This window comes from Curtobacterium sp. VKM Ac-1376 (assembly GCF_015351025.1).
GTDB lineage: Bacteria > Actinomycetota > Actinomycetes > Actinomycetales > Microbacteriaceae > Curtobacterium.
Genome location: NZ_JADKRV010000011.1, coordinates 1 through 23,464 on the forward strand (window position 1 = coordinate 1; position 23,464 = coordinate 23,464).

Below are 23,464 nucleotides of genomic sequence, written 5' to 3' on the forward strand. Positions count from 1 at the left end.
GCTACCGCACCCCGGCAGAAGCATTCGAGCAGCTACTCTCGGACCCGAAACAACCACCCGTTGCAACGACCCCTTGAGACCGCCCATCGGCTATCGAGACGGGTACAGGGGCTTCGTCGCAATGGGTTCTACCGACGAGGTCTGTGCTCAAGCTGGCGCGGTCAGTCGTTACCGGTACCACTCCTCGTCGATGCTGATGAGCCGTGACGGGTGGAGCGCGTCACCGAGGCCGTAGAAACGCTGGAAGTTCATGATCAGTGGACGCCACCGGTCTGGATCGACCCGGTGGGCCGTTCCACGCATGCGGATCGAGTCGTGCACGTGGACACGGCTGATCGCGGCTTCGAACACGAAGGTCCCGTCGTCGTGAGTGAGCGATCGTGAGTGCACGATGTGGGCCTCGAGATTCACTGGGCACTCGTCGATCCGTTCCGCACGGACAGTGTCCCCGGGTCGGCCGTGAAGGCCCGCGTGACGGAGCTTGTCCGCTTCGTGGCGATACCCGACATCGGCTTTACCGGCGGGAACGGGGGATCGGCCCGTGGTGAGGGCGAGCGTGTCCACCGCGGTCACGAGGTCGACGGACGGAAGGTTGATGACGCATTCGCCGGTGGCGAGCAAGTTCTGGGCAGTCTGAGACCGGCTTCCCATCCCGAGTACGGCGGTCTGTCCGAGCCAGAAGATCGAGGACATGGGGGCGGTGTTCGTTGTGCCGTCGTCGGCGATGGTGCTCAGTAGTACGACGGGAGTGCCGAAGTAGAGGATGGCAGGGTCGATGAGGCTGTGCTCCATGGGGCGCTTTCTGTCAGGGCGTCGCAGCGGTCGCGAGCTCCAAGTCAGCTTCGTGATCGGCGGTCGTGGTCGCTGGCGGATTTCCGACATCGCAGCGTGCGAGCAACTGCGCCCGGTGGAGGATCCGCCATCGGGACGTCGACACGACCGGCTTCGTATGCGTACGATCGGCGCAGCCGGCGCTTCCGTCGGCGCATGGGGAGTGTGTCTCCCGGGTGGGTGGGCTCCGTTTGTGGAGCTCACATGGCTGTCGTCTATCGGCGTCTCCTGGCGGACCGTCCCTTCGCGGCCGGCGTCGGATCGGTCGCCCTCTCGGCCGTCGCGCTCGGGATGATCCCCCTGTCGCTGATCCTGTCCTCCGGCGAGTCCCTGGTTGCCGGGGCCTTTGCCGCGGGCGTTTTCGGGCTGGCGAATGCGGTGGGCGTCCCGATCCAGGGGGCGCTGATGGCTCGGATTCCTGCGCGTTGGGTCGTGGGCACCAGCACGGGTGTCAGCTGCGTTTTCATGCTCGTGGTCGCAGCGGCGCCGGGGTCGGTGGCGCAGCCGGTCTTCCTTGCTGGAGCCGGGGTGTCGTTCCCGGCTCTGGCTGCAGCGCTTCGAGCATCGATCCCGCGCTTGTTCTCGGAGCCCGAGGAACGCTCCGGTGCCTACGCGCTACTCTCGGTCGCGTTCCAGGCAGGACTCGCGGTCGGACCAGTGGCGGCGAGCCTCCTCGCAACCTCGGCGACTCGACGTCTGAGCTTCGTGATCGTCGCGGCGGTGATCGCGGCCGCGGGATTTCTGCTGGCGTTCTCGACGGACAGGACCGGGCCCTTGATCCGCTCCCGATCCCGTTCCTCGCTTCCGCTGGCCGGGGTAGCGACCTTCGGCCGGCTCCTCGCTATCGGCGGGCTGGTGAGCATGGCGACGGGATCGCTGACCGTGATCGTGCCGGCGGTCGCATACGCGGTCGGGAGGCAAGGATTGGCGGGACCGGTGCTGGCGGCCCTGGCGCTTGGAGAAGCAGTCGGTGCACTTGTCTTCGGCGCGCGACCCGTGCTGGGCAGTCGGCGGGCGCAACTCATCACTGCTCTGGCGCTGACCGCGATCGGATACGCGGCATTGTCGCTCGTTACTGACCAGCTCGCTCTTGTCGCTGTCTTGGTGTTCATCGCCGGGGCGCTGTCGAGCCCGGTGACGATCCTCCTATCCGCAGCGCTCGATGACGTCGTACCACAGCGGATGATCGCCAGCGCGTACGGCCTGATCGTCGTGGCTGCTGTCGGTGGCGCTGCTCTCGGAACGAGTTGGGCAGGCCTCATCGTCGGGAGCTCGGCCGGCGCTGCCGGCGCAGCGATCGTGGCCACCATAGGAGTCGCAGTCGCGGCGGCGCTTGCCGTTCCTCGCTTCAAGTCGCGAACGAAGTCGCAGTAAACCATCCCTCAGCGGCGCGCCTCGAGGACTAGCTTGACCGCTTCCCTCGCCGCTTCCGGCACCAAGGGGATGTGCGCGAGCAAGCCCAGTTCCACCCACCTCGGCTCGTACTGGTTCAGTTCCGAGGCACGGTCGATCTCTGGACCCCCGAGTTCCAACGGACCAGGACACACTTGCGCCACGAAGTAAGCCGCGGGAACGGCGCTATCCACTGGTACGTCGAGCAGGTCGCCGATGCTCGCATCAAGGCCCGTCTCCTCACGCAACTCGCGCTGACACGCTTCGCGGAGGCTCTCTCCTTCCTCGACCCCACCACCAGGAAGCACACAGTAGTGACGACCGTTCTTCAACCGATCGATGACGAGCAGGCTCTCGTCTCGGACGACGACGGCCGCTGACCTGATCCGCATCCAGCTAGCTCACCACGAAACGCCTGGCCATGTGCCACAGCCCGGCATCTAGGTGCCTCGATTGACGATCGGTCACCGGGCGTGTGCTGCCTACCTGAGCCGAAGGCGCTGCTTGATGAACAGGGCTGCCCGGTCGATTGCTTCGTCGGCTTCGTCGAGGAGTCCGACGAACGCGGGGAACACGTGCGGTACGCCGGCAACGACGTCGAGGATCACGTCCACCTCGGCAGCGCGTGCTCGGTCGGCAAGCCGGACGGCGTCGTCGAGCAGGAGTTCGTTCGTCCCGACCTGCAGGAGCATCGGTGGGAACCCCCGGAGGTCGGCGTGCACCGCTGGAGCGAGCAGCGGCTGCTCCGGGTCCTGACCATCGAGGTACAGGGCACCCGTGCGCTCCATCCCGGCGCGGGTGAAGAGCGGGTCGGTGCCCTCCTTCGACGTCATCGATGCACCGGTACGCGTGTGGTCGAGTCCGGGTGAGAACGCGACGATCCCTGCGGGGACGGGGAGCCCGGCGTCGCGAGCGGCGATCGTCGTCGTGACTGCGAGACCGCCTCCTGCGGAATCGCCCGCGAGCACGATGCTCGCTGCGTCGACGTCGTGATCGAGCAGGTCTCGGTAGGCGGAGAGGCAGTCGTCGATGGCCGCTGGGAACGGGTGCTCCGGAGCGAGCCGGTAGTCGACCGAGACCGCTGGCACACCTGTGCGTTCCACGAGGTGCGCGGTCAGCGCCATCGCGGTCTCGGGCGACCCGAGCGAGAACGATCCACCGTGCAGGTACAAGATGGTGCCGGGACGCGCGTCAGCGCTCGGTTCGATGCGGACAGCGCCTCGGCCGCCGAGTTCGATCGACGTCCGCGTGACGCCGTCGGGGACGGGGAACTGGCTCATGAAGTGCGCGAATCCCTGCCGCATCTGCTCGACCGGTACCGGACCGCTGGCCTGCGGCGCTGCCCGGAGCATGTCGTCGAGTGCCTGTCGTTGTTCTCCGCTCACGGTGCTCCTCCCGCCGGGCCGTTTGGTTGCCGCGGCATGCAAATGTAGACTGTATGCCGTGGCAACCAAAACGGCAAGCGATGATCTCGTTCAGTTCTTCGACGACCTGGTTCGAGCCGAGACGCGGCTCTACAACGCACTGAGTGACACCCTGCGTCGCGAGCACGGCATCGTGGCGACGCAGTACGAGTTCCTCTGCTACTTCCGCGACCACCCGGAGTCGCGGATCGCAGACGTCGCCACGAACTTCGCTGCCGGGGTCGGAGCGATTAGCAAGGGGGTGGATCGACTTGCTGCGCGCGGCTGGGTCGATCGCCGACCGAATCCCGCAGATGGACGATCGACTCTTGTGTCCTTGACCTACACGGGTGCCGCGCTCGTCGCTGCGGCAGAGGTGACGTTCCGTCGCCGCCTTGCCGAACTCGCCGCCCGGACTGTCGACGACGATCAGATGGAGGCCGCCGGCGCGGTCCTCCACACACTCCGAGCCAGTCTGGAGCGTGACCGGCTCGGCCTGCCCGTCGGATGACGCCAGTCACCAGCCCTGCGCCGCACCGTCTCGGGTGGTGTCCGGTAGCTGGTCGTTGGCCGGGCACTTCGCTGTCTAGGGGATGTCAGCCGTTCCGTCCTGGGAAGCACGGAGGAGTTCCGTCGCACATAGGTGGTCCGCAGCCAATCTCACTTCAGGTGCGCCATACGGACGGACCGCCAGCTCGGTCCTCGCACGACCCACCCCCGCGGGTCGTCGTTCAAATCGTTGGATGCCGCCGGAACCGTCCTCGCTGGAGGATGCGTCGCGAGGCGCGGACGTACGCGAGCTCGAGAAGCCATCGCCCGTGTATGTCTGGTTTCAGCTCCCAGTTCGGCTGATTCGCCGCAATGACGCGGTTACTCGCAAAACATGACTCGTGACGCGGTCTGGGTGGAAGCGGGCCGTGGCGAGACGGGGAAGCCTGCGGCTCGGGTGGGACGGAGCTCGGTGCGGCACCGAGTTCTGAAATGAGCGCGAGTGTCCTCAACTCGGTAGGTTCCAGCGGAGGTCGTATCCGGTGTCGGCGAGGAACCAGAGCTGGTTGCGGACTTCGTTCAGCGCTTTGTTGTCGTCGTCGGTGCGGGTGTCGGCGCGGAGGAGTGTGTTGGCGGTGATGATGTCGTCGGTGCGGTCCCGGTAGCCGGCGGCTGTCGCGGTGGCGAAGATGGTTGGGTCGGCCGGGAGGACGAGTTCGGTCCCGGCACGCTCCTCGTTCTCGGGTTCGAATCCGAGGCTCGGCATGTCGATTTCGTTCGCGGTGAAGGCGACGAGCCGGTATGGCGTCGTCTTGCCGACAGTGATTGCCGGGTAACCGGGGCGACTCGAGATCCCTCGCCCGGAGATGAGACAGCCGGCGCTGATGAGCCGCTCCGCCTGCTCCGGCAGCGGCAGGTCGGACCGCCATCTCGTTCTGATGCCGCCCGGTCCTGGATAGCAGGCGATGCTCCAGTCGACGAGGCCGCCGACCTTCCGGGACTCCCATCCGATGCTGGTGCGGTGCACGCGTTTCCCGAGCCGGGCGAGGGCGTCGTCCACCTGGCCGGGGCTGAGTTTGCCGCGGTGGACGAGTTGGTCGAAGGTGGCGCCGTTGACGGCGAGCATGCGGGCGACGGCGAAGGTGATGTAGATCGGTGCGGCGTCCTTCCACCGGTCGTGGACGCCGAGGACCTGCTTCCCGTGGACCCAGACGCGTCGGCGGTCGACGTTGACGAGCAGGACCGTCTCGGTCTGTTCCGCCAGTGCGATCTGCATTTGCATCACCGTGTGAGGGGCGAGCAGGAGCAGCTCTGCGGGTGTGTCTGGTTCGCCGCGCGGGTTCCGGGTCGATGTCGGGAGGCGTGCGCGGCGTCCGTCGGCGAGGCGGATCGTGTCGTGGGACTCGACGACTGCGCGCAGGCCGGCGAGTTTGAGGACGGCGAGGGCATCGGTGAGGTCGGCCGTCTCGCCTAGCCCGTAGGGGAGGGTGATGTGCGGGCGGCCCGCGTATGCGTCGGCGACCCACTGCAGTGCGGGACCCATCAGCTGCGCTCGTCCGGGGTGTCGGGTCGGATGAGGGCGATGATCCACCGGGCTTCGCCGAGAAACGGCTCCCACCCGTCGCGGGTGTCACCGTGTGCTGGTTCCCAGCGGTACCTGGCGTCGCTGTCGGTGCTACTGACGAGGACCTGCCGGTGCTCTGTGCTGGTCGGGTCGCGGAAGTACATGTGTCCGTGGGTGCCGGCCATGTCGAACGCGACGGTGAGCAGGAACAGCTCGGGTCGGGTGGTCACCGTCGCCACCGCCGTCCGCGGAACAGGGCGATGACGGTCGCGAGTGGCCGGCCTTGCTGCATCCAGGCCAGCGGCGTGAGCGGCGCCTCGTCGACGCTGAGGAACTGCCGGGCTGTGGTCATGAACTCGGTCATCGCTGCCGCGTCGAGGAACGGCTGCGGGGCAGCCGCGAACAGCACATCAAGGCCGGGCAGGAGTACCGCCGGGTCACCGAACTCCGGGAGGGCGGGCTGGAGGAGTTGCCAGTCGGGGATGCGTTCTTCGCCGTTGAGGTCGAAGCTCGTCAGCCGGTTCGACCCGAACAGTTCCCCGACGTCGTCGATGCTGATCTGCAGCGCTGCCGCGGCTTCCGCTTCGGTGAGGGTCGTGTCCAGCAGGTGCCGGCGGATGCGGGCCTGTGTGGCCTGCCACCACTCCTCGGGCACGTCAGCGCCATCAGCAGGAGCGGCACCGGGTGCGTGTGGTATCTGGCGGCCTTTGTCGGTGTACGCCTGGAGCTGGTCGATGCTGATCTCACCCCGGGCGTACATCCACAACTGCCCTTGCCAGGGCATGTCATCCGGGAACCCTTCGAGGTAGCCGGAGTGGATGACCTCCCGGACCGCTTTCTCCCGCTTCGCGATCTCGGACGCTGGGATGAGCAGGGTCTCGACGATGCGGTTCGCCTCCCGTGTTGCGGGGACGGTCAGGTCCGATAGGACCGTGTTGTGCTTGTCGTAGAGCTCGTACCCGGGCTCCTTCTCACTGTGTTCGATCATGATCCGCGCCATCGACGCTTCCGGATTCTCGGTGTCCTCGAGGAGGACATGCCCCCACAGGATCCGGTCGTTCGAGAGGTGCAGGGAAACCAGACGCATCATCAGCGGTACCTCCAGGAAGTTGTCAATAGGCGAGCGGCACCGGGGCGGGTCAGCTCGCCGGTGGGGTGGGTCGGGTTCGGCCGATGCGTTCCGGATGGTGGGTGAGGACGAACCGCATCAGGCGGTCCGTTTCCGCCATCGCCGCATCCGACACCTCGCTCCCAGTCGGGTCGGTGGTGGTGAGACGGAACCAAGGCACCTCGTCCGCGTGATCGACCAGAACCGTCGCCCACGGTCCATCGAGATTGTTCGCCTGCGCGAAGATGGCGGCGCCAAAGAACCGGGCATCGTCGAACGCCAACGTCAGAGACACCAACTGCAACACCACGGGACAGCACGCGTTCGCTTCGTCGGTCATCGGACGTGCATCCAGCGAAGGTCGTAGGCGGCGTCGGCGCGGAAGTGCAGCAGCAGCCGCAACCCGTTCACCGCATCCGTGTGCGCGTCCGTGTACCCGTCCTGCCAGATCAGGGACGCGGTAATGAACTCATCGGTGCAGCAGCCCAGGTTCGGCGGCGACAGGACCGTCGTGTCCTGCGGGATGAGCACCTTCACCGTCGCCTCGTCCACACTAGCGGGCTCGTATCCGAGCGCTCCCATGTCGGGATGGACCGCGAAGAACGCCGTCAACCGGTCCGGTGGTACCTCCGACCACGTCTGGTGCGCCGCCCACCGGTCCGACATCACCCCGCCCAGCGCGATCAGCTCATCCGCCTGCTCGTCGAGCGTCGCGGTGCGCTTCCAGCAGGTGCGGATCCCGCCAGGGCCCGGGTACGCGGCGAGGATCCAGTCGATGAGAGCGGACCGGTTTCGGGCTTCCCACCCGAGAGGCGTGTGGACCACGTGCTCGCCGAGCGTCAGCAGGGCGGCGCGAACATGCTCGACCGGCTGCCCGGTGCGCGCTGCGACCTCGTTGGTACCACCGCCGTCGACGGTGATGGTGCGGGCGATGGCGAACACGTTCCGCCATCCCGGCGTCGCGTCCCGTTGCATCGACGACCCAGTCACCTGCCTGCCGTCCGCCCACACGCGTTGCCGTTTCCCATTCACCACGACCAGGTCCGGGTACCGCCGAGCCAGCGACAGCACCCCTCCTTCCGAGCCGCCAGGCAGGACGATCAGGTCCGCGTCGCGACTGTCCGGTGTGCCGTCAGTGATGGTGGTCGTCGGGTCCGGTGTCGACAGGAACCCGGTTCGGCCGTCCTCGAACCGGAGCCGGTCGAACGCCTCAACCTTGGCGGGCATGCCGGCCGCGGCTAGTGCGGTCAGCGTCTGAGTGATGTCGATCGTCCACCCAAGCCCAAACGGCAACGACAGAATCGACTGCCCCTGCCGGATGTCCTGAACCCACTGCCGACCTGTCATCATGCATACCTCGTAGGCGACGACTCGGCCAGCTGCGCCGGCATCGGTTCCAGCGGCGGCCTCTGCCGGTCAGGCATCGTTGGCCAACCGTGGGTCGTCCTCTGACAGCCGTTCCAGGCCGAGTCCGGCTGCGGCGAGGATCGCGTCCTCGCTCTCGTCGGTGGCCACCCATGACCCGATCTGTGCGTTGATGGCGACGAGCGCGCCGATGCGGCTGCGAGCGTCGAGGACGACCGCGTCGACCTCTGCTTCGGTGCAGTCGCTGCTGACTTCCGGTTTCGACGGATGCAGGGCAGGGAACTCAAGTCGCTGTACCGGCGGGTGCCACTGCACGCCGATTCGGAGCACCCGTTCGTCGGCGTCGTTGCTGTAGAACAGCGCGCCGAACGGATGTCCCATGTCGAGGGTGAGGTCGGCACCGTAGAGCGTCCACCCGGCGGCCGCGTAGCTGGGGTCCCACTGTTGGACGACGAGCGCACCGACGCCCATCTGCAAGCCGGGAATGACGGCCTGGTCGGCGTCAACTTGCACGTACAACGCATGAAGGTCAGGGGGCACCTCCTTGCGAAGGGTGGTGAACGGGATCCGCGCCAGGCGATGTGCGGCTGGCGGCTGCCCGCCCGCACCGGCATGCTCGTTGCTCACGCCAGCAGCGGCTGCGTCGTCCTGGCGGTCTTTCCCGTTGGTCATGGTGTGCCTCTCTCCGCAGGTGCGCCGTCGTTGCCCTGGCCGGTGTCGTCGTGACGGCGCAGCGTTTCGAGTGATGGGCGGAACAGCGCGAACGGGATACCGCCTCGTGTGACGACCACGTCCCGGCCATCCATCACATCGAGGAACCATCGGACGGGCTCCGCGACGAACTCGTCAACGGAGACCCACAGGTCCTGCGCTTCGCTCACCATGCGTTCATAGTAAGGAACGAGTGGTCCGCTGTCGACACGTCACGGCGACGAGATCGTTGTCTCCTGCCACGCATCCGGGCTTGCATCCCGCGGTGCGCGACTCCGCGCGGGCCCGGTCGCTGCGCCGCCGGGGTCGCAGCTATGCGCTGAACCGCCGCGAGGGTGGTCGTCAGCGGGGCTGGACCTGTCGTCAGATCGCATAACGCCGTCGCTTTCGGTGTAGGAGCGAGTCGAGGCGCGGCTTCTGCTTGCCGGTTGCTTGCCTTCGCCTGTCGAAGGTTAAGTCGACCGCAACCCCGCAGTTTCGGGGAAGTAGTGGGGTGCTAGGGCCCTCTCCTTACTTACTTACCTTTACTACTACTTATATATAGGTAAGTAGGTATAGATAGACAGTGCGTCTATATACGCGTCTATCCCTATAGTCGTCCTCCACCCGCCTGAGCGTGAGATCGCAAGTCGGCGCGTGATCCGGCGGGCGCATCCGCACTCGACATGCGACGCAGCTTCTCGGCCTCGGTGACGGCCTTCTTCCACCGGGATCGCTCAGATCGTCTGGTGCCCGCGCATACGGGTGACAGCGTCGCACCGGGCGGCGCGGAAGGAGCACCATGCAGCATCGCAACTGGTTCAGCAGTGACCGCACCGACGGGACCGCGATCGCAACCGTGATGGATGACCTCACCGTGATCCTCCAACCCTGCGGGTTGATTGACGTTGAAGGACCGATCGGGATCTCGATGACCATCGATTTCGACGACGCGGTGGTCCTCGTCGCCGCACTGACCGAAGCGGTCGAGATCCTGCGCGCCCGAGGCCTCAGAGAACGGCCAGACGTCCTCGCCTGGCTCGACGAACACACCAGCTGACGATCACGATCACGGTGGCAGCGACGGATTGCACGACACGGCGGCATTTCCGCGCATAGGGGAGGTGACCGAAAGGACCCCCATGTCGACTGACACCCTCACTGCTCGAGCGAACGCGTTCGTTGCTGCTGCGACCGAGAAACACGGCGGGCGCTACGACTACTCCCAGGTGCTCGCCGAGTACGTCAACGCTCACACGAAAGTCACCATCGGCTGTCCCGACCACGGGCAGTTCACGCAGGAGCCGAACGAGCACCGACGCGGTCAGCGGTGCCCGGACTGCTCAGGCCGTCGGAACTCCCGCCCGTCCGTCCGCCGAGACCTGTTCATCGCCGGTGCGCGAGAGGTTCACGGCGACCGATACGACTACTCGCAGGTCCGATACGTGGACCAGCACACGCCGGTCACCATCGTGTGCGAGCTCCACGGCCCGTTCCCGCAGCGGCCGATGAACCATCTATCCAGCCACACGCCGAGCAACTGCCCCGACTGCGCGAACGACACCCGACCGGTCAGCCTCAAGACCGCATGGATGAACAGGCCGGAACCGAAGCGGAACATCGACACGGGGGAGTTCAAAAGGGCAGCATGACCCGCGGCCGACCCAGCGGGCCGCCACGACGGAGAGATGCTCGCCAGCAAATGAAGGACCGGGTCGCCGTGGGGGGACGGCGACCCGGTCTGAGGCAAGTGTGTGGCAAGCCCCGGGGAAAGCGTAGCGGCGTCAGTCAGTTCGCCGCGGCGTATGCGTCGCGGACCTGCTGGCTGATGCGGCCGCGGGCGGCAACCTCGTGACCGTTCGCGGCTGCCCATTCGCGGATCTTCGCCAGCTCATCTGGGTTGCTGCGCCCCTTCGCTGTCGTCGAGCGGCTGCTCCGGCCGGAGACCTTGCGCGCCGCGGCAACGTAGTCGGAGAACGCCTCACGGAGGTTATCGGCGTTGTCGTCGGTCAGGTCTATCTCGTAGTTGCTGCCGTCGAAGGCGAACTGGACGGTGCTTCCCCTGTCGGTTTCGATGACGTCACCGGTTAGATCGTCGACGACGTGGGTGGTGACCTTCTGTGCCATGTGCTGCTCCAATCGAGGTCTAGTTCGGACCAGATTGGCATGAGAGTCGCTGGCGTGCGGCCGTAACATCCCGACTGGCCTCACAATGGGACTCCGCAGCGAGCGCGCGCCGCGCACCGCCGGTGTCCGCCGTCCAGGGATGGAGCCGCAGCCGCGCCCGGCCTGGTATCGGACGGCGCCGCCGGGCGCGCCGACTTGGGTCCTCGATCTCACACCAACCCGCTGGCACCGCGCATAGGAGGAAGACCCGACCACCGAAGCCCCGCCGGACGAGAGAGACTGCCATGCCAATCGAAACCCAGCCACTCGCTCAAGAGAACTCAGCCGACGACACCGACGTGACCCAGCCGACGATGCCGTCGTGCGTAGACGTCCGCGGCCTCGAGTATGGTGACGTGGTGCAGAGAGAGAACGCGGCTGAAACGTCGAGCCGGGTCTCCCTCCGGGTCGTGTCCCTGTTCTCCGGTGCAGGCGGTCTCGACTTGGGTCTCGAACGAGCGGGGCACCGCGTGGTCCAGTTGTGCGAAAACTGGGAACCAGCCAAGCGGGTGTTGAGGGAACGCTTCCCGAAGGTCCCACTCGCGGACGATGTCCGCACGTTGAACCCGACTAGCGATTACGACCTCCTGGCGGCAGGGTTTCCGTGTGTGGACCTGTCCCATGCAGGCAAGCAGCGGGGGATTTTCGGGCCGAACTCCGGTCTGGTAAAGGAAGTCTTCCGTATCGCGGCGCAGACGAGGCCGCGGTGGATCCTCATCGAGAACGTGACGAATCTGCTCAGGCTTGGCCGCGGGGCAGGCATTTCGTACATCCTCGACTCGCTCCGCGAGCTCGGATATTCGTGGGCCTACAGAGTTCTCGACTCCCGCTTCACAGGCGTTCCGCAGCGCCGGCGACGTGTATTCATCCTGGCTTCGCTTGACGGAGATCCTGCTTCTGTACTCCTCGGCGACGAGGAGGAGCCACCCAAGTTGGACGAGGCGACTGTTCAGGACGCCTCAGCTTCGGGCTTCTACTGGACCGAGGGACGGCGTGGTGTCGGGCTGGTCGAAGGTGCCATTCCGACGCTGAAGGGCGGATCGACGCTCGGTTTGCCGTCGGCGCCAGCCATCTGGCAGCCCACGGCGCCGGTCGGACGGAAGATCGTGCTGCCAAGCATCGTCCACGCCGAGCGCTTGCAGGGATTCCCGGACGACTGGACGGCACCAGCGCGCGAGGATGGAGAGCCGGATCGACGGTGGAAACTCGTCGGTAACGCTGTGACGGTAGGGGTCGGCGAGTGGATCGGACATGCTCTGAGCTCCGAAACGACGCGATCAGGCCTGCCGGAGCAGTCGGCCCCGTTGAATCGTGATCGGCCGTGGCCCGACGCCGCCTTCGGGCAAGGGACGACCGAATGGCGCTTCGACGCCACGGACCGTCCGCGGCAGCACCCGATGACGGCACTCGCCGACATCGTCGCCGACGGCGCGACGAGTCCCCTGTCCCGTCGTGCCACTGCAGGATTCCTTTCTCGGGTGCGTGAGTCCGGAATCAAGTTGAACCCGACATTGCTCCTTGACCTGGAGCAGCATGAAACCGCGATGGACGACGCTTCGAAGTCATGGGCGTCGAGCCCGGCGGTTCGCAAACGGATGCAGCGCACCGGTTCGAAGGACGGCTCCGCCGAGGTGGCGCTTCGGCGATCGTTGACTGCGCGAGGAGCGCGGTACCGCCTGCAAGTCGGCGTCGTGCCGGGAGCGCGCTGGCGGTCGGACATCGTCTTCGCTCGTGCCCGGGTGGTCGTCGACGTCCGCGGGTGCTTCTGGCACGCATGCCCGGAGCACGGCACCCAGCCGAAGTCGAACGCCGGCAGGTGGGCGACGAAGCTGGCCGACAACCGCGCCCGCGACGACCGCATGGTGGACGATCTCACCCGTCACGGCTGGCACGTCGAGGTCGTCTGGGAACACGAAGATCCCGATGCCGCCGCCGAACGTGTGTTCTCCATCGTCAGCGCACGACGCACCCAGGCAGTAGCGTCATGACCCCGTCCGAGGTCAACCTCGGCGCCGTCTACACGCAGCCCTGGGTGACAGAAATGCTCCTTGACCAGGTGGGCTATTCCGCAGACCGTGACCTCACCGAGGGTGTCCTCGTCGAGCCCTGCTGCGGTGGTGGCGCCTTTGCGATCCCGATCGTGGACCGTCTGCTTCAATCGGCGGCCCTGCACGGCGTCGACCCGGCGCGCCTCGGATCCGCGCTCGTCCTCGCGGACATCGACCCTTCAGCGGTGGAAGCGAGCCGGTTAGCGGTCACAGCCACACTGCGCCAGCGCGGGGTGCCACGTGGAACAGTCGACAAACTCGTCGACAACTGGTTCCGGGTCACCGATTTTCTCAGCTCGAACGACGGATTCCCGCAGGCCGACTGGGTCGTGGGGAATCCGCCGTACATCCGATTGGAAGACGTACCCGGTGAGCGACGCCGCGAGTATCGGGCACTCTGGTCGAGCATGCGAGGACGTGCCGATGTTTTCGTCGGATTCTGGCAAGCCGGCCTGGAACTGCTCAAGCCCCACGGTCGAATCGGGTTCGTCTGCGCTGACCGTTGGATGCGGAATCAGTACGGTAGGACACTGCGGCACATCGTCACCACCGACTACACCATCGAGTCCATCCTCGACCTGCACGACGTCGACGCGTTCGAACGGCGAGTCGACGCCTATGCGGCGATCACAGTGATTCGAGCCGAGTCGACGACCGAAAATCAGCTGAGCGTCGGGAAACTCGCGCGAAGCTTCCGCCCGACGGACGCCGCAGCCCTCACAGACGAACTCGTGAGAGGCGACTACAAGGAACGCGACAAGTGGCGTCTGTGGACCGTCGAGCAGTCGAGCCTGTCGGAGACAGGATGGATGCTCGGGGGCCCCGATGCGAGCGACCCGCGCCTGTTGGCTGCGCTCCCGACGTTACCCGAGACGGGTGTCGTCGTCCGTGGTGGTATAGCGACGGGAGCGGACGAGGTCTTCATCGTCGACGGTAGAGTCGATGTCGAAGCTGCACTGCTTCGGCCTGTCGTGGGACCGAAGGACCTCATCGAGGGTCAGCTACAATGGGCGGGTCGTTATCTGATCTACCCGTGGACAGAAAGCCGCGAACTGATCGCTCTCGACAAGTACCCGCGCCTCGCTATCTATCTGCACCGCCACGAGCAGCGCCTTCGGGAACGCCATGTCATTCGGAGCCGCCAAAACGAGGACGGATGGTGGCGCACCATCGATCGAGAGCCCGTCGGCGGATACTCGGGAAAGGCGCTGCTCGTCCCGGACATTCGAGAGCGGGTCGAGCCGGTCCTCGACGAAGGCGCTCACGTCCCGATGCACAGCCTGTATCGGCTCACTGCGGACGGATGGGATCTCGACGTCCTCGGCGGCGTCCTCCTGTCCGAGCTCGTACACACCCAGATGCGATCGATGTCGGTCTCGATGGCGAGCGGGCGGATGCGTGTCAGCGCCCAGTACCTGAGGCGCCTCCGTATACCCTCCGTCGCACAGGCGACTCCATTCGCGGGAGAGTTGCGTTCTGCGTTCCGCTCACGTGACCGAGAGGCTGCAAGCGTCCTCGTCGCGACGATCGCCCGCGCGGCGTCGACTTGAGAAAACGCCACTGCGCGTCGTGTCGACACCTGGTTCGAGGTCGTCATAAGTGGGAAGTTCTGCTTGACTGTCGTTCGAGGTCAGGACGGTCATGCGAACCATCAATTTCAAGGTTGACGCGAAGCTCCTTCGTGAGCTCGGGGAGCGTCTCGTCGGACGCCCGCATATCGCACTAGCGGAACTGATCAAGAACTCCTACGATGCAGACGCGCGCAACGTTGAAATCGCCTTCACAGGCGACCGCATCACCATCGCTGACGACGGTCACGGAATGACCACCGAAGACTTCGAACGTCGATGGATGCGCATCGGAACCACCGAAAAAGATCAGCGTGGAACCAGTCCGAAGCTCGGACGCGCCTTGACGGGCTCGAAGGGTGTCGGGCGGCTATCCGCTCAACTCCTCGCATCGACCTTGCAATTCAACTCCACCGCGGATACCGCCGGGGCGAAGGAAATACACGCCGAAATTGACTGGCCCCGAGAACTCCGCCGGGAGAACCTGACGGACGTCCGGGTGGAGTTCGAGGAGACGACACCGATTACGCAGTTCGCGGCGGAGTCGGGCCACGGAACCTCCATCGTCTTGGGCGGACTGCTGGCGACGTGGGACGAGGAGCACTTCGCTGACCTTGCCCGAGAGATTTGGGCGCTACAGCCCCCCTTCGCCGTCAGCGAGGACGACTCGTCCGCGTTCAGCGTGACTCTCTCGACGCCTTTCCCATCGATCCAAGAGCGCTTCGACGACCAGATGGTGAAGATCATGGACGCAGCACGCGCCACGATCACTGGCCGACTACTCGACGCAGACGAGGAGCCACCGGACAACGCCGACCGCTTCGTCCTTCCGGCGCGAAACGTCGAAATTGACGAAGAAGGGGAGATCCCACACGAAGCCGAAGCCGAACCGGAAGCGATGGGTCTGGCCTCCACCCGTCAGGCGCTGATCGACGTGCGACTCGAAGCTGGTATCTCATCCCGCTACGTCGTCGACATCCCCGACTGCCGCATCGACGCTTTCGATTTCGAAATCAGAGTGTTCAACCTGCAGTACCGCCAGCCCGGCCGTATATCCGTGGGTGACGCCCGCAATTACTTCAACCGATTCGGCGGCGTGCACATTTACGACAACGGGTTCCGGTTGCCCTACTATGGCAGCGAAACGGACTGGTTGCGCCTTGAACTCGATCACGCTCGCCGCTTGTCACGAAGTCAGCTGCTGCCCGAGGAACTGCACGTGTCGAACGCGATGCAGGACTTGCCATCCAACAAGCGCGTGTTCGGGGCGGTGAATATCTCGACGTCCATCGAGGGTCGAGCGGCTGAGCTGGCTGCACTGCCGCGAACACAAGCTCTCTCGATCCAGATCACCCGTGACCGACTCAGCGACAACCTCGCATTCGAACAACTACGCCGAGCCGTCCGGGTCGGGATCGACGCCTACGCGCTCGCGCAGAGCCAGACGAAAGCCGTCAGATCCCTCCAGGCTGGCCGCGGTCGAACCGCGAATCCCGACGTGCTCGTCCGGCAGTTGGATGAAACCGTCGAAGCGCTCCGCGAGGAATTGCCGACGACCGCCTACGAGACCCTCCACGATGTGGCGGACAACCTCGCGAAAGAGGTCAAGGCGCAACAATCCGAGACACGGGCGTATGCATCGCTACTCGGATCGCTCGCAACGGCAGGCATGACGTCACTTGCCTACGAACACGAGGTCTCCCACCAGATCGGTGAAATCGAGGCGATCCGGCGTAAGTTGCGTCGGATCGGCGAGGACGCACCGAAAGGGACTGGCGAGCAGATCGTGGGCGTGCTCAGCCGACTGGACGCCTGGGCGACACGGTCGGAGCGCATCAGACGACTGTTCGCCTCGCTGTTGGACGAGGAGGACCGGACCCGTATTTCGCGGCTGAACGCGCGTGGCGTCATCGAGGACGCGGCAGACGCGCTCCGCGTGATGGCTCGCGCCACCGAGATCGACTCCTCCGATATCCCCGCGGACCTACGACTTCCGCTCGGAACCTTCACGGGATGGACCTCCGTCTTCCAGAACATCTTCGTCAACGCCTTCCGTGCGACGCTCGAGCGAACACCGGCTCTCGTCCGGGTCGACGGGGGACGGAACGGCGGCAAGGCGTGGGTGCGCGTCCAGGACAACGGCGTCGGCGGTGTGGACCTGACTCACGCGGCGCGTCTCTTCCGACCGTTCGAACGCCAAGGTGAAGTTTCTCCTCGGGCGAAGATTCTCGGGCTCGGTGGGAGTGGGCTCGGCCTCACCATCGTCAAGATGATCACCGACGCGGCACAATCGAATATCGGGTTCGTCGAACCCGACCCAGGATGGTCGACAGCCCTACGCATCGATTGGAACGACTCATGAACGACGCAAGACTCCGTGTCGTCGTCTGCGACAACGACGAGGATCGAGCCCGCGGATGGTGCGAGAGCATCGCCGAACTCGCGCCCGAAGCGATGAGCGTCGAAGCCCTCCCTCCGGCCGAATTCGCTCGCGCGCTCACAGCGCTCAATCAACGCGTCCTTGGAGCGAAGCGGGGCGAATCGTTCGGCGGCGACGACGCGATCCGATTCGATGAAGCCGACGTCTTGGTGATCGACTCCGACCTCACTCCCGACCCGGACGAGGAGCTCGATGACGCTTCGGTCGAGGACGTCCTCGTCGGCGAGGTCGGGGACACTGTGGTGAGGCTTGCGCGTGCCCACTCCAGAGTCGGAGCGATCGTCATGGTCAACGAGGCGGTCAAGCTGCGAACGTTCGATCTGACACTTCGTCGTTGGTCGGATGGGCCGGCCGACGTTTACATCACCGAGAGCGATGTCGGCAACCCAGGACTCTGGGGTTTCGGTCAACCCGCTGACGGATATCGCCCGTGGTCCTGGCCAGCCCTGAAGAATCTGAGCCGATCCCTCCCATCGGTCACCCACGGTTGGACCCTCAAGACGCGAGTGTTCGAAGCGCTCGGGTTGCCGGAAGAGGACGTCGCCCGGCTGTCCGGCCAGCAGATCGAGAGTTTGGTCGACGATGTCGACGACGTCAACGAGATCACCTTCGCAGACGTGGTCCACTCCCGCACGTATGGATTGGGCAGACAGCCCAAGGAAGACGAGGAGCTGACGCAACAGCTCCGCACGGCATTTTGGGGCGTCCGACGCTGGTTCGAACGGGTCGTCGTCGCGCCTCAGGACGTCATCATCGACCTGCCGCACCTCCTGCAGGAGCGTCCCTCTCTCATGACTGCACGTGGCGACTTGACTTCCCTCAATCGGGCGGCGCTCGATTGGTGGAACGGAACTGAGTCCGCCCTCCTCCCGGAGGCTCAGAACTCTCTCGCGTCACAACTTCTTGCACGCCCGCTCTGGAACGTCTCGGCCCTCCCGCGCGTCGAGCGAGGGGAGGGACCGACCGCCAACGACCCGGTCTTCTGCGAAGACACCTCTCGCTTCGCATCACCCGCCGACGCTAGCAACTTCGACAGCGACCTCCCAGGAGTATTCGATTCACGCTGGGTCGAACGAGTGCAAGATGCCGCCTACATCCCGCGCCGGCGACTGTTCTGATGGCTCATAACATCACGCCCAGCTCCAAAGAGGACCTCCGTCTGATGTGGCACGTCATCGCGCGATGGTCACAACTTCTGGAGTACGAAGGTCATGCGGATCGAGGCGTTGCTGCCTGGGTGAGGACGAACTTCGACCCCGTACTGAAACCGCACGCGATTCGGGATCAATTCATCCATCCGACGGGAGAGTCTTACTCGAACACGTCCGGATGGATTGTCGCACGCGCTACCAAGCGTGAAAAAGCGACTCCGGTCATCAGTGTGACCTACGGCGCGCAAGATGACGAAGGGTACAAAGCCACGGCCATCCGCGTGTCTTTGCTCACTCGGCGGAGCGACGAGCGGGTAGAGGCAGAGGGCTGGCGCTTCGAACAAGCGGAGCGTTACGACGAAGGTGCCGAGGCCCATCCGTATGCGCATGCGCAGGCGATCAATGGTTGGTCCGCGTCTGCGCAGAAGTGCCTGATCCATCCGCCACATGGAGTCGGTGACCCGTGTGATGGAGTGGACCCTCAAGCCGGAACGGTCGATGACGAGAGGCGGCGTCGGCAAGCGGTGACGCATGTCAGCCATCCGGCGTTCCCGCTACCGACAGTGACCCTCACAGGCCTGGCGCTCGGCACGGTGGTGTCGCTATACGGTCGGAATGAAAGTCGACCGATCGTCGAGCACGATCCGAAGCTGCGAATGGCGGGAGAGGCCGTGCGGAAGGACCTCTCGGTACTGGGACTGATCTACGTGTGAGACGCCTCCCACCGGAGGGCTACCGCGAACTGCCTCGACGCGGAAGTAGATCGCGATTCCGGTGGCCGGTTGGCGGTCGTCCATGGAAGTGCCAGTCAATGGGTCGCGTACGTCCCGCCACGACCGGTGGTGTCGGACCAGAGGGCGGTCCGTGGGGTGTCGGCGGCTCGAAGGTCGAAAAGGTCATCCACCCGCCGTACGACTTCGCCGGGCGCCCACCTTACGGCGCGGTCGAGGGCTGCTCGCCCTTTGGCCAGCCGATACTCTCGAGCATCGATGAGCTCTCCCATCACGTCGAGGAAGGACTCCCGGTCGTCGAACAGAAGATCGGGGTCTCCGACGATCTCGGAGAACGCACCCTTCGCCGGCGCTGCGACGGGTCGCCCCGCACCCATCAGGTCGGCGATGGACATATTCCACAGTGCGTTGTTACGGAGCGGTCCCAGTCCGATGTCCGACTGCGTGAGGAGCCGGGCGTACTCCTCCCGCGAGCGAGCTTGCTGCACTCGCGCGAACGGGAGCGTACCGATCCGCTGGATCGCTTCGTCGACGCTCGGATCGAGTCGTCGCCGTTCGGCTGAGCGCTGGCCGGTCGGGTTCGTGAATACCACTTCGAACGCACCGGGTCGCCTCGAATGGAGCGCTTGGAGCCAGTCCAACATCTGCGGGGTGCCGTAATGGCCGTAGAGGCGGTGGTTGTACAGGATCGACACCAGGTTGGATTCGGCGTGGGGTCGTTCCGCGATGGAGGCTGGAGGAGGCACGACCTCCAAGGAGACTTGCCCCGCTCCGCTTCTTCGCGCGGCACGTTGGAACCATTCGGCGCCCCAGCTGCTGCCGATCATCGCGAAATCGGCCAACTCCGCAGCCTCGACCTGACGGGCCCAGATCGAGCTAGCGAGACCGTGCTGGTTGAGGCTCGGATCCCACTCGATACCGTCTTCGGTGACGTTCTCCACGGGTATGTAGTGGAAGTACACGCCGGTCCGGGGCTTCCTCCCGAAGGTGGAGGCGACCAGCGCCTGCAGCTGGACAGTCAGCTCGGGTTGATTGACGAGAAGCGCGTCGACCGAAGCGAATCGCTGCAGTTCGTTGCAGAGGGCGTCCCAGCCGAAACCGAACCGAGCGCCGTATTTCGATTCGGGATATCCCACCTCGATGGTCGAGGAAGACGACGAGGACGCGACCCCTGGCGGACCGACGAGGACGGTCTCCCAACCGAGTTTCCGTAGGCCCGCCAACAGGGTCTCCTGGAAGACGAAACCGCTGTCGGCTTCGAGGTTCGACGCGTTGCTGACGTTCAAGTACGACAGGAGTAGCGGCGCTGTCACGATCCGATCCCAGCCTCGACGAGGTCCAGGGCCGTAGCCACGTCCTCTGGGAATTCGAACTGCCGATCCTCCGCGACGAAACCACTATGCCGGAGATGATCCAGGAGTACCTTCAGCGGCTCCCAGAACCCGCCGATGCTGAGGAAGACGACCTTGGCGGTTGTCAGCCCGAGTTGCCGAGCGGTCATCGCCTCGAAAGCCTCATCAAGGCTTCCGATACCCCCTGGCAGCACCAGGACGGCGTCACTCAGTTCGGTGAAGCGCCTCTTTCGTTCACCGAGGGTTTCCACGATCTCCAGATCGATACCGTCGGCGGGCGGTTCCATGTCTACCAGAAGTGTCGGGGAGACACCGATTAGGCTCCCGCGTGACTCGAGTACGGCTTGCGACAGTATGCCCATTAGCCCGACATTCGAACCTCCGAACACTACCCGTAGGCCGCGCGCGGCGCATTCGCGACCGACCTCCTCGGCAGTTCTCTCGAATATCGGATCCGACCCCATCGATGATCCGCAGAATACCGCCACTGAATACGGCGTCGATACGTCGCTCACGAAACCCCCTCGTTACGTCGTTTCGAACGCTACACTCGACTCGATCTATTGGCAAGGCTTCCGTCGCGGTGGCGAAGTACGACGAAGGAGGGCACATGGTCTGGCTTGATTCCGGATGGCGAACTGGAGTGATGAGTGTCGTCGTTGGTGTGGTGGAGCGAGTCCGCCCGGTGTTGTCCTCTCGTTCATGAGAGATAGCGATGGGGCACGGAGCGCCGTCGGTTACCGGATGTTGCTGCGCGATCGTCGTGTATCGGGTCAGCTGTTGTCGGTGTTGTTCGCAACCGTGCCGCTCGGGATGTTTCCGGTAGCAGTCGTTCTCGCCGTCCACGCGTGGACTGGTTCGTTCGCGATGGCCGGCTGGGTGAGTGCGGCTTTCACCGGTGGGAGCGCGGTTGGATTGACAGTGCAAGGCCATCTCATCGACCGGTTCGGGCCAGATAGGACGATCGGAGTGGCAGGAGGCGCCTTCGTGGTCGCGGTCGTCGCGCTGGTGTCGGTTGGCGGCGGGCCGGCGAGGTGGGCGCCGGTGGTGGTCGTGCTCGCCGCAGTCGCGGGCGCGTCGTTGCCGGAGGTCACGACGGCGGTGCGGGTGTGGCTCGCCCGTTCGGAACTGTCATCCCCCCAACGCGTCGCGAGCTATTCGCTGCTTGGCGCTTGTTTCCAGACTGGCCTCGTGTTCGGGCCGCTCCTCGTCACGGTCGCCGTCGTGTGGGTGAGCCCCGCTGGAGCACTCCTCGTCGTCGGAGCGGTGTCCGCTGCGGCCTCGGCCTGGTTCCTCAGCAACGTGCGGCGTGGCCGGGCCGAAAGCCTTCCGGTGGTCGCGGCCGGCGAGGAACCGCGGATGGTGGCACGGTCGTCATATGGTCCGATGCTCGCCATCTTCGGGATCGCTGCGGCCTCTGGAGCTGTGGGCGGTGTCGCGACGCTCGTGATCCCCCGCGTTCTCGAGGCTGCAGGGTCCGTCGAGTCGTCGGGCCTGCTCTTCGCGACGCTGGCGGTCGGAGAGGTCGTCGGTGCAGTGGCGTACGGGGCGATGCGGTGGCCCTTCGGGCCGGTCACGCAGTTGGTACTGGTGTTGGCGGGAACAGGGGTGCTCGTGGCGGCATGTACGTTCACCACCGACCGGCCGTGGGCGTTCGGTGTGTTGCTGTTCGGCATCGGGGCCGCCTCGGGACCGGTGGCGGTCTTGCTGGCCTCGGCGACAGAGTTGGCCGCGGCCGGTCGCGCGATCGGGGCCGCTTCCGGCGCGCGCATCAGTGTGTCCCTACTCGCCTCGGCCGCCGGCAGCGCATTCGCCGGTGGGGCGAATGGGCAGTCCGGCACACCCGTGGTCTTGGCGGTTTTGGCGTCGGTGGTACTCGCGGCAGCGGCGCTCCCGTTCTTCCTGAGGCGCACTCTCCGGGCAGGACATGCCAGTTGAGCGGGATGGCCTATTGGTGGCCACCCCGCTCAGCTTCGATCAGACGTGCTTCGTACCCGTGAAGTAGTCTTCTCGGTTTCCCGCACGTCGCACGTCCCACGTCGCACAGTGCAGGGATCCACCAAACTCGTAGACGTTCCGGAAGGGAATGGTCAGGACTTCGAAACCTTCCGAGCGGAGCAGATCGTGGAGGGCGGTTTCCGACTCCTCGCAGATCACGGTTTCCGGGCTCACGCTCAGGAGATTCATCGAGAGCCATCGGGAGGATTGGCAGTAGCGAGGCATCTCGTCGTTGGTCGAGGACGCTTCGGGGGCGTCGATGAATCGCCATCCGTTGTCGGCGAAGAACGCTCGTTCGTCTTCCCTGATGGGCCGGTCCGGGTTCGTCAGCACGAGACCTGGTCGAAGGGGGACGAAAGTGCAATCGATGTGAGAGGGGAACAGGTCAAGCGGGAAATGGACCGGGTGGACACGGAATCCCCGTGGTTCGAGTTCGCGCTGAAGCCAGTCGATACCGGGTCGGTTGGTCGTCATCGATTCTTGGACGAAGATGTCCCGACCCATGCGGGTCATATCGGCGGCGTCGAAGACTGGCTCATCCTGGCCCACGCAGAACTCGAATTCGTGCATCCGCTCGAATCGCTCCTCGCGTGAATGCTCCCAGAATTCTTCACGGTACATCGAGTCCGCCATCGACGGTTTTGGCGCCGCAGTCCACACCATTCTGCGGTCCTCGGTCCAGTACTGCCGGACGAGTTCGCGGTAGGGCAGGTACTCGAAGAAACGAGCACGGCGCGACATCGTGGCTTCGAGTACCTGGTTGCCGAGCGTGATCATGACATCGCGGGGGCAGACCGAGCAATACTGCGTCGCCACTTCGAAGTCGGGTGTGCGCGCGCCCACGCGAAAATCTGTCGGTGTGGGACGGCGTACCGTCACCCCACGTTCGCGGAGGAGGCTCGACAGGTCGTCGAGTTCGCGATTGGCTTTCCGGATGGTTTCGGCGTCTTTCGGCCCGGATGGGAATTCTTCCGTCGAGCCCGCGGCGCCACGGATCTGGGGGCGATATCCTGGCTCTCGCGGATCGAAACTCGCGTTGTCAGCTCGTCCGACCACAATTTCTTCGAGCGGGTCCCACTCGTTCCACGAATTGACGATCGTGGTGCTCGTGTCGGTGGCAGTCGCCGCGACGGTCTCGGTGTCAACCATGTGATGGTCCTTTCTGGAG

Annotated in this window: 24 protein-coding genes; 10 read left to right on the forward strand and 14 right to left on the reverse strand. The window is 65.2% G+C overall.

Annotated features, from left to right (window positions below; all coding sequences use genetic code 11):
* Positions 1–168: 168 nt before the first annotated feature.
* Positions 169–792 (reverse strand): flavin reductase family protein, encoded by a 624-nt coding sequence (locus ITJ56_RS12875; RefSeq protein WP_194631012.1) that lies wholly within the window; start codon positions 790–792, stop codon positions 169–171.
* A gap of 243 nt (positions 793–1,035) precedes the next feature.
* Here ITJ56_RS12875 and ITJ56_RS12880 point away from each other — a divergent pair, with 243 nt between their 5' ends.
* Positions 1,036–2,205 (forward strand): MFS transporter, encoded by a 1,170-nt coding sequence (locus tag ITJ56_RS12880; RefSeq protein ID WP_194631013.1) that lies wholly within the window; start codon positions 1,036–1,038, stop codon positions 2,203–2,205.
* An 8-nt stretch (positions 2,206–2,213) separates the two neighbouring features.
* Here ITJ56_RS12880 and ITJ56_RS12885 read toward each other — a convergent pair whose 3' ends face one another.
* Entirely contained in the window at positions 2,214–2,615 is a 402-nt protein-coding gene (locus ITJ56_RS12885) for an NUDIX domain-containing protein (protein WP_194631014.1), read from the reverse strand.
* Between the two features lie 90 nt (positions 2,616–2,705).
* Positions 2,706–3,608 (reverse strand): alpha/beta hydrolase, encoded by a 903-nt coding sequence (locus tag ITJ56_RS12890; RefSeq protein WP_194631015.1) that lies wholly within the window; start codon positions 3,606–3,608, stop codon positions 2,706–2,708.
* Between the two features lies 1 nt (position 3,609).
* Here ITJ56_RS12890 and ITJ56_RS12895 point away from each other — a divergent pair, with 1 nt between their 5' ends.
* A complete protein-coding gene (locus tag ITJ56_RS12895; RefSeq protein ID WP_323749807.1) occupies positions 3,610–4,137 on the forward strand; it encodes a MarR family winged helix-turn-helix transcriptional regulator in 528 nt (175 codons plus the stop codon).
* Positions 4,138–4,623: 486 nt separating this feature from the next.
* Here ITJ56_RS12895 and ITJ56_RS12900 read toward each other — a convergent pair whose 3' ends face one another.
* From ITJ56_RS12900 to ITJ56_RS12930, 7 genes are all read right to left on the reverse strand, one after another.
* Positions 4,624–5,658 carry a hypothetical protein gene (locus tag ITJ56_RS12900; protein WP_194631017.1) on the reverse strand — a complete coding sequence of 345 codons (1,035 nt, stop codon included), beginning with the start codon at positions 5,656–5,658 and terminating at the stop codon, positions 4,624–4,626.
* The gene (locus tag ITJ56_RS12905) at positions 5,658–5,909 is read right to left on the reverse strand and encodes a hypothetical protein (RefSeq protein WP_194631018.1); all 252 of its coding nucleotides are present in this window, start codon (positions 5,907–5,909) and stop codon (positions 5,658–5,660) included. The genes ITJ56_RS12900 and ITJ56_RS12905 overlap by 1 nt, the downstream gene beginning before the upstream one ends.
* Positions 5,906–6,769 (reverse strand): hypothetical protein, encoded by an 864-nt coding sequence (locus ITJ56_RS12910; protein ID WP_194631019.1) that lies wholly within the window; start codon positions 6,767–6,769, stop codon positions 5,906–5,908. Before ITJ56_RS12910 ends, ITJ56_RS12905 begins: the two co-directional genes overlap by 4 nt.
* A gap of 49 nt (positions 6,770–6,818) precedes the next feature.
* Positions 6,819–7,127, reverse strand: a complete 309-nt coding sequence (locus ITJ56_RS12915) for a hypothetical protein (RefSeq protein WP_194631020.1) — start codon at positions 7,125–7,127, stop codon at positions 6,819–6,821.
* Positions 7,124–8,014, reverse strand: coding sequence for a hypothetical protein (locus ITJ56_RS12920; RefSeq protein WP_194631021.1), 891 nt, complete (start codon positions 8,012–8,014; stop codon positions 7,124–7,126). The genes ITJ56_RS12915 and ITJ56_RS12920 overlap by 4 nt, the downstream gene beginning before the upstream one ends.
* A gap of 189 nt (positions 8,015–8,203) precedes the next feature.
* Positions 8,204–8,824, reverse strand: coding sequence for a hypothetical protein (locus ITJ56_RS12925; protein ID WP_228517805.1), 621 nt, complete (start codon positions 8,822–8,824; stop codon positions 8,204–8,206).
* Complete coding sequence (locus ITJ56_RS12930; RefSeq protein WP_194631023.1) at positions 8,821–9,036, reverse strand: hypothetical protein; 216 nt, start codon at positions 9,034–9,036, stop codon at positions 8,821–8,823. Before ITJ56_RS12930 ends, ITJ56_RS12925 begins: the two co-directional genes overlap by 4 nt.
* Before the next feature lie 608 nt (positions 9,037–9,644).
* Between ITJ56_RS12930 and ITJ56_RS12935 the strand changes: the two genes are divergently transcribed.
* Both ITJ56_RS12935 and ITJ56_RS12940 read left to right on the forward strand, forming a co-directional pair.
* Positions 9,645–9,902, forward strand: a complete 258-nt coding sequence (locus tag ITJ56_RS12935) for a hypothetical protein (RefSeq protein WP_194631024.1) — start codon at positions 9,645–9,647, stop codon at positions 9,900–9,902.
* A gap of 28 nt (positions 9,903–9,930) precedes the next feature.
* The gene (locus tag ITJ56_RS12940) at positions 9,931–10,494 is read left to right on the forward strand and encodes a hypothetical protein (protein ID WP_228517807.1); all 564 of its coding nucleotides are present in this window, start codon (positions 9,931–9,933) and stop codon (positions 10,492–10,494) included.
* Between the two features lie 136 nt (positions 10,495–10,630).
* Here the strand turns inward: ITJ56_RS12940 and ITJ56_RS12945 are convergent, their stop codons facing one another.
* On the reverse strand, positions 10,631–10,969 hold the full coding sequence (locus ITJ56_RS12945) for a histone-like nucleoid-structuring protein Lsr2 (RefSeq protein ID WP_194631026.1): 339 nt from the start codon (positions 10,967–10,969) through the stop codon (positions 10,631–10,633).
* A gap of 284 nt (positions 10,970–11,253) precedes the next feature.
* Between ITJ56_RS12945 and dcm the strand changes: the two genes are divergently transcribed.
* The 5 genes from dcm to ITJ56_RS12970 all read left to right on the forward strand — a co-directional run bounded on the left by dcm (position 11,254) and on the right by ITJ56_RS12970 (position 18,928).
* Positions 11,254–12,996, forward strand: a complete 1,743-nt coding sequence (gene dcm / locus ITJ56_RS12950; RefSeq protein ID WP_194631027.1) for a DNA (cytosine-5-)-methyltransferase — start codon at positions 11,254–11,256, stop codon at positions 12,994–12,996.
* A complete protein-coding gene (locus ITJ56_RS12955) occupies positions 12,993–14,606 on the forward strand; it encodes an Eco57I restriction-modification methylase domain-containing protein (RefSeq protein ID WP_194631028.1) in 1,614 nt (537 codons plus the stop codon). The genes dcm and ITJ56_RS12955 overlap by 4 nt, the downstream gene beginning before the upstream one ends.
* Before the next feature lie 91 nt (positions 14,607–14,697).
* Positions 14,698–16,986 carry an ATP-binding protein gene (locus ITJ56_RS12960; RefSeq protein ID WP_194631029.1) on the forward strand — a complete coding sequence of 763 codons (2,289 nt, stop codon included), beginning with the start codon at positions 14,698–14,700 and terminating at the stop codon, positions 16,984–16,986.
* Positions 16,983–18,182, forward strand: a complete 1,200-nt coding sequence (locus tag ITJ56_RS12965) for a hypothetical protein (protein WP_194631030.1) — start codon at positions 16,983–16,985, stop codon at positions 18,180–18,182. Before ITJ56_RS12960 ends, ITJ56_RS12965 begins: the two co-directional genes overlap by 4 nt.
* Positions 18,182–18,928 carry a hypothetical protein gene (locus ITJ56_RS12970; protein ID WP_194631031.1) on the forward strand — a complete coding sequence of 249 codons (747 nt, stop codon included), beginning with the start codon at positions 18,182–18,184 and terminating at the stop codon, positions 18,926–18,928. Before ITJ56_RS12965 ends, ITJ56_RS12970 begins: the two co-directional genes overlap by 1 nt.
* 95 nt (positions 18,929–19,023) lie before the next feature.
* Here the strand turns inward: ITJ56_RS12970 and ITJ56_RS12975 are convergent, their stop codons facing one another.
* The gene (locus ITJ56_RS12975; protein ID WP_194631032.1) at positions 19,024–20,259 is read right to left on the reverse strand and encodes a hypothetical protein; all 1,236 of its coding nucleotides are present in this window, start codon (positions 20,257–20,259) and stop codon (positions 19,024–19,026) included.
* A complete protein-coding gene (locus ITJ56_RS12980) occupies positions 20,256–20,813 on the reverse strand; it encodes a TIGR00730 family Rossman fold protein (protein WP_194631033.1) in 558 nt (185 codons plus the stop codon). The genes ITJ56_RS12975 and ITJ56_RS12980 overlap by 4 nt, the downstream gene beginning before the upstream one ends.
* A gap of 229 nt (positions 20,814–21,042) precedes the next feature.
* Between ITJ56_RS12980 and ITJ56_RS12985 the strand changes: the two genes are divergently transcribed.
* Positions 21,043–22,236: an MFS transporter gene (locus tag ITJ56_RS12985; RefSeq protein WP_194631034.1), complete on the forward strand. Its 1,194-nt coding sequence runs from the start codon at positions 21,043–21,045 to the stop codon at positions 22,234–22,236.
* A gap of 39 nt (positions 22,237–22,275) precedes the next feature.
* Here the strand turns inward: ITJ56_RS12985 and ITJ56_RS12990 are convergent, their stop codons facing one another.
* On the reverse strand, positions 22,276–23,445 hold the full coding sequence (locus ITJ56_RS12990; RefSeq protein ID WP_194631035.1) for a glycine amidinotransferase: 1,170 nt from the start codon (positions 23,443–23,445) through the stop codon (positions 22,276–22,278).
* Positions 23,446–23,464: the final 19 nt, after the last annotated feature.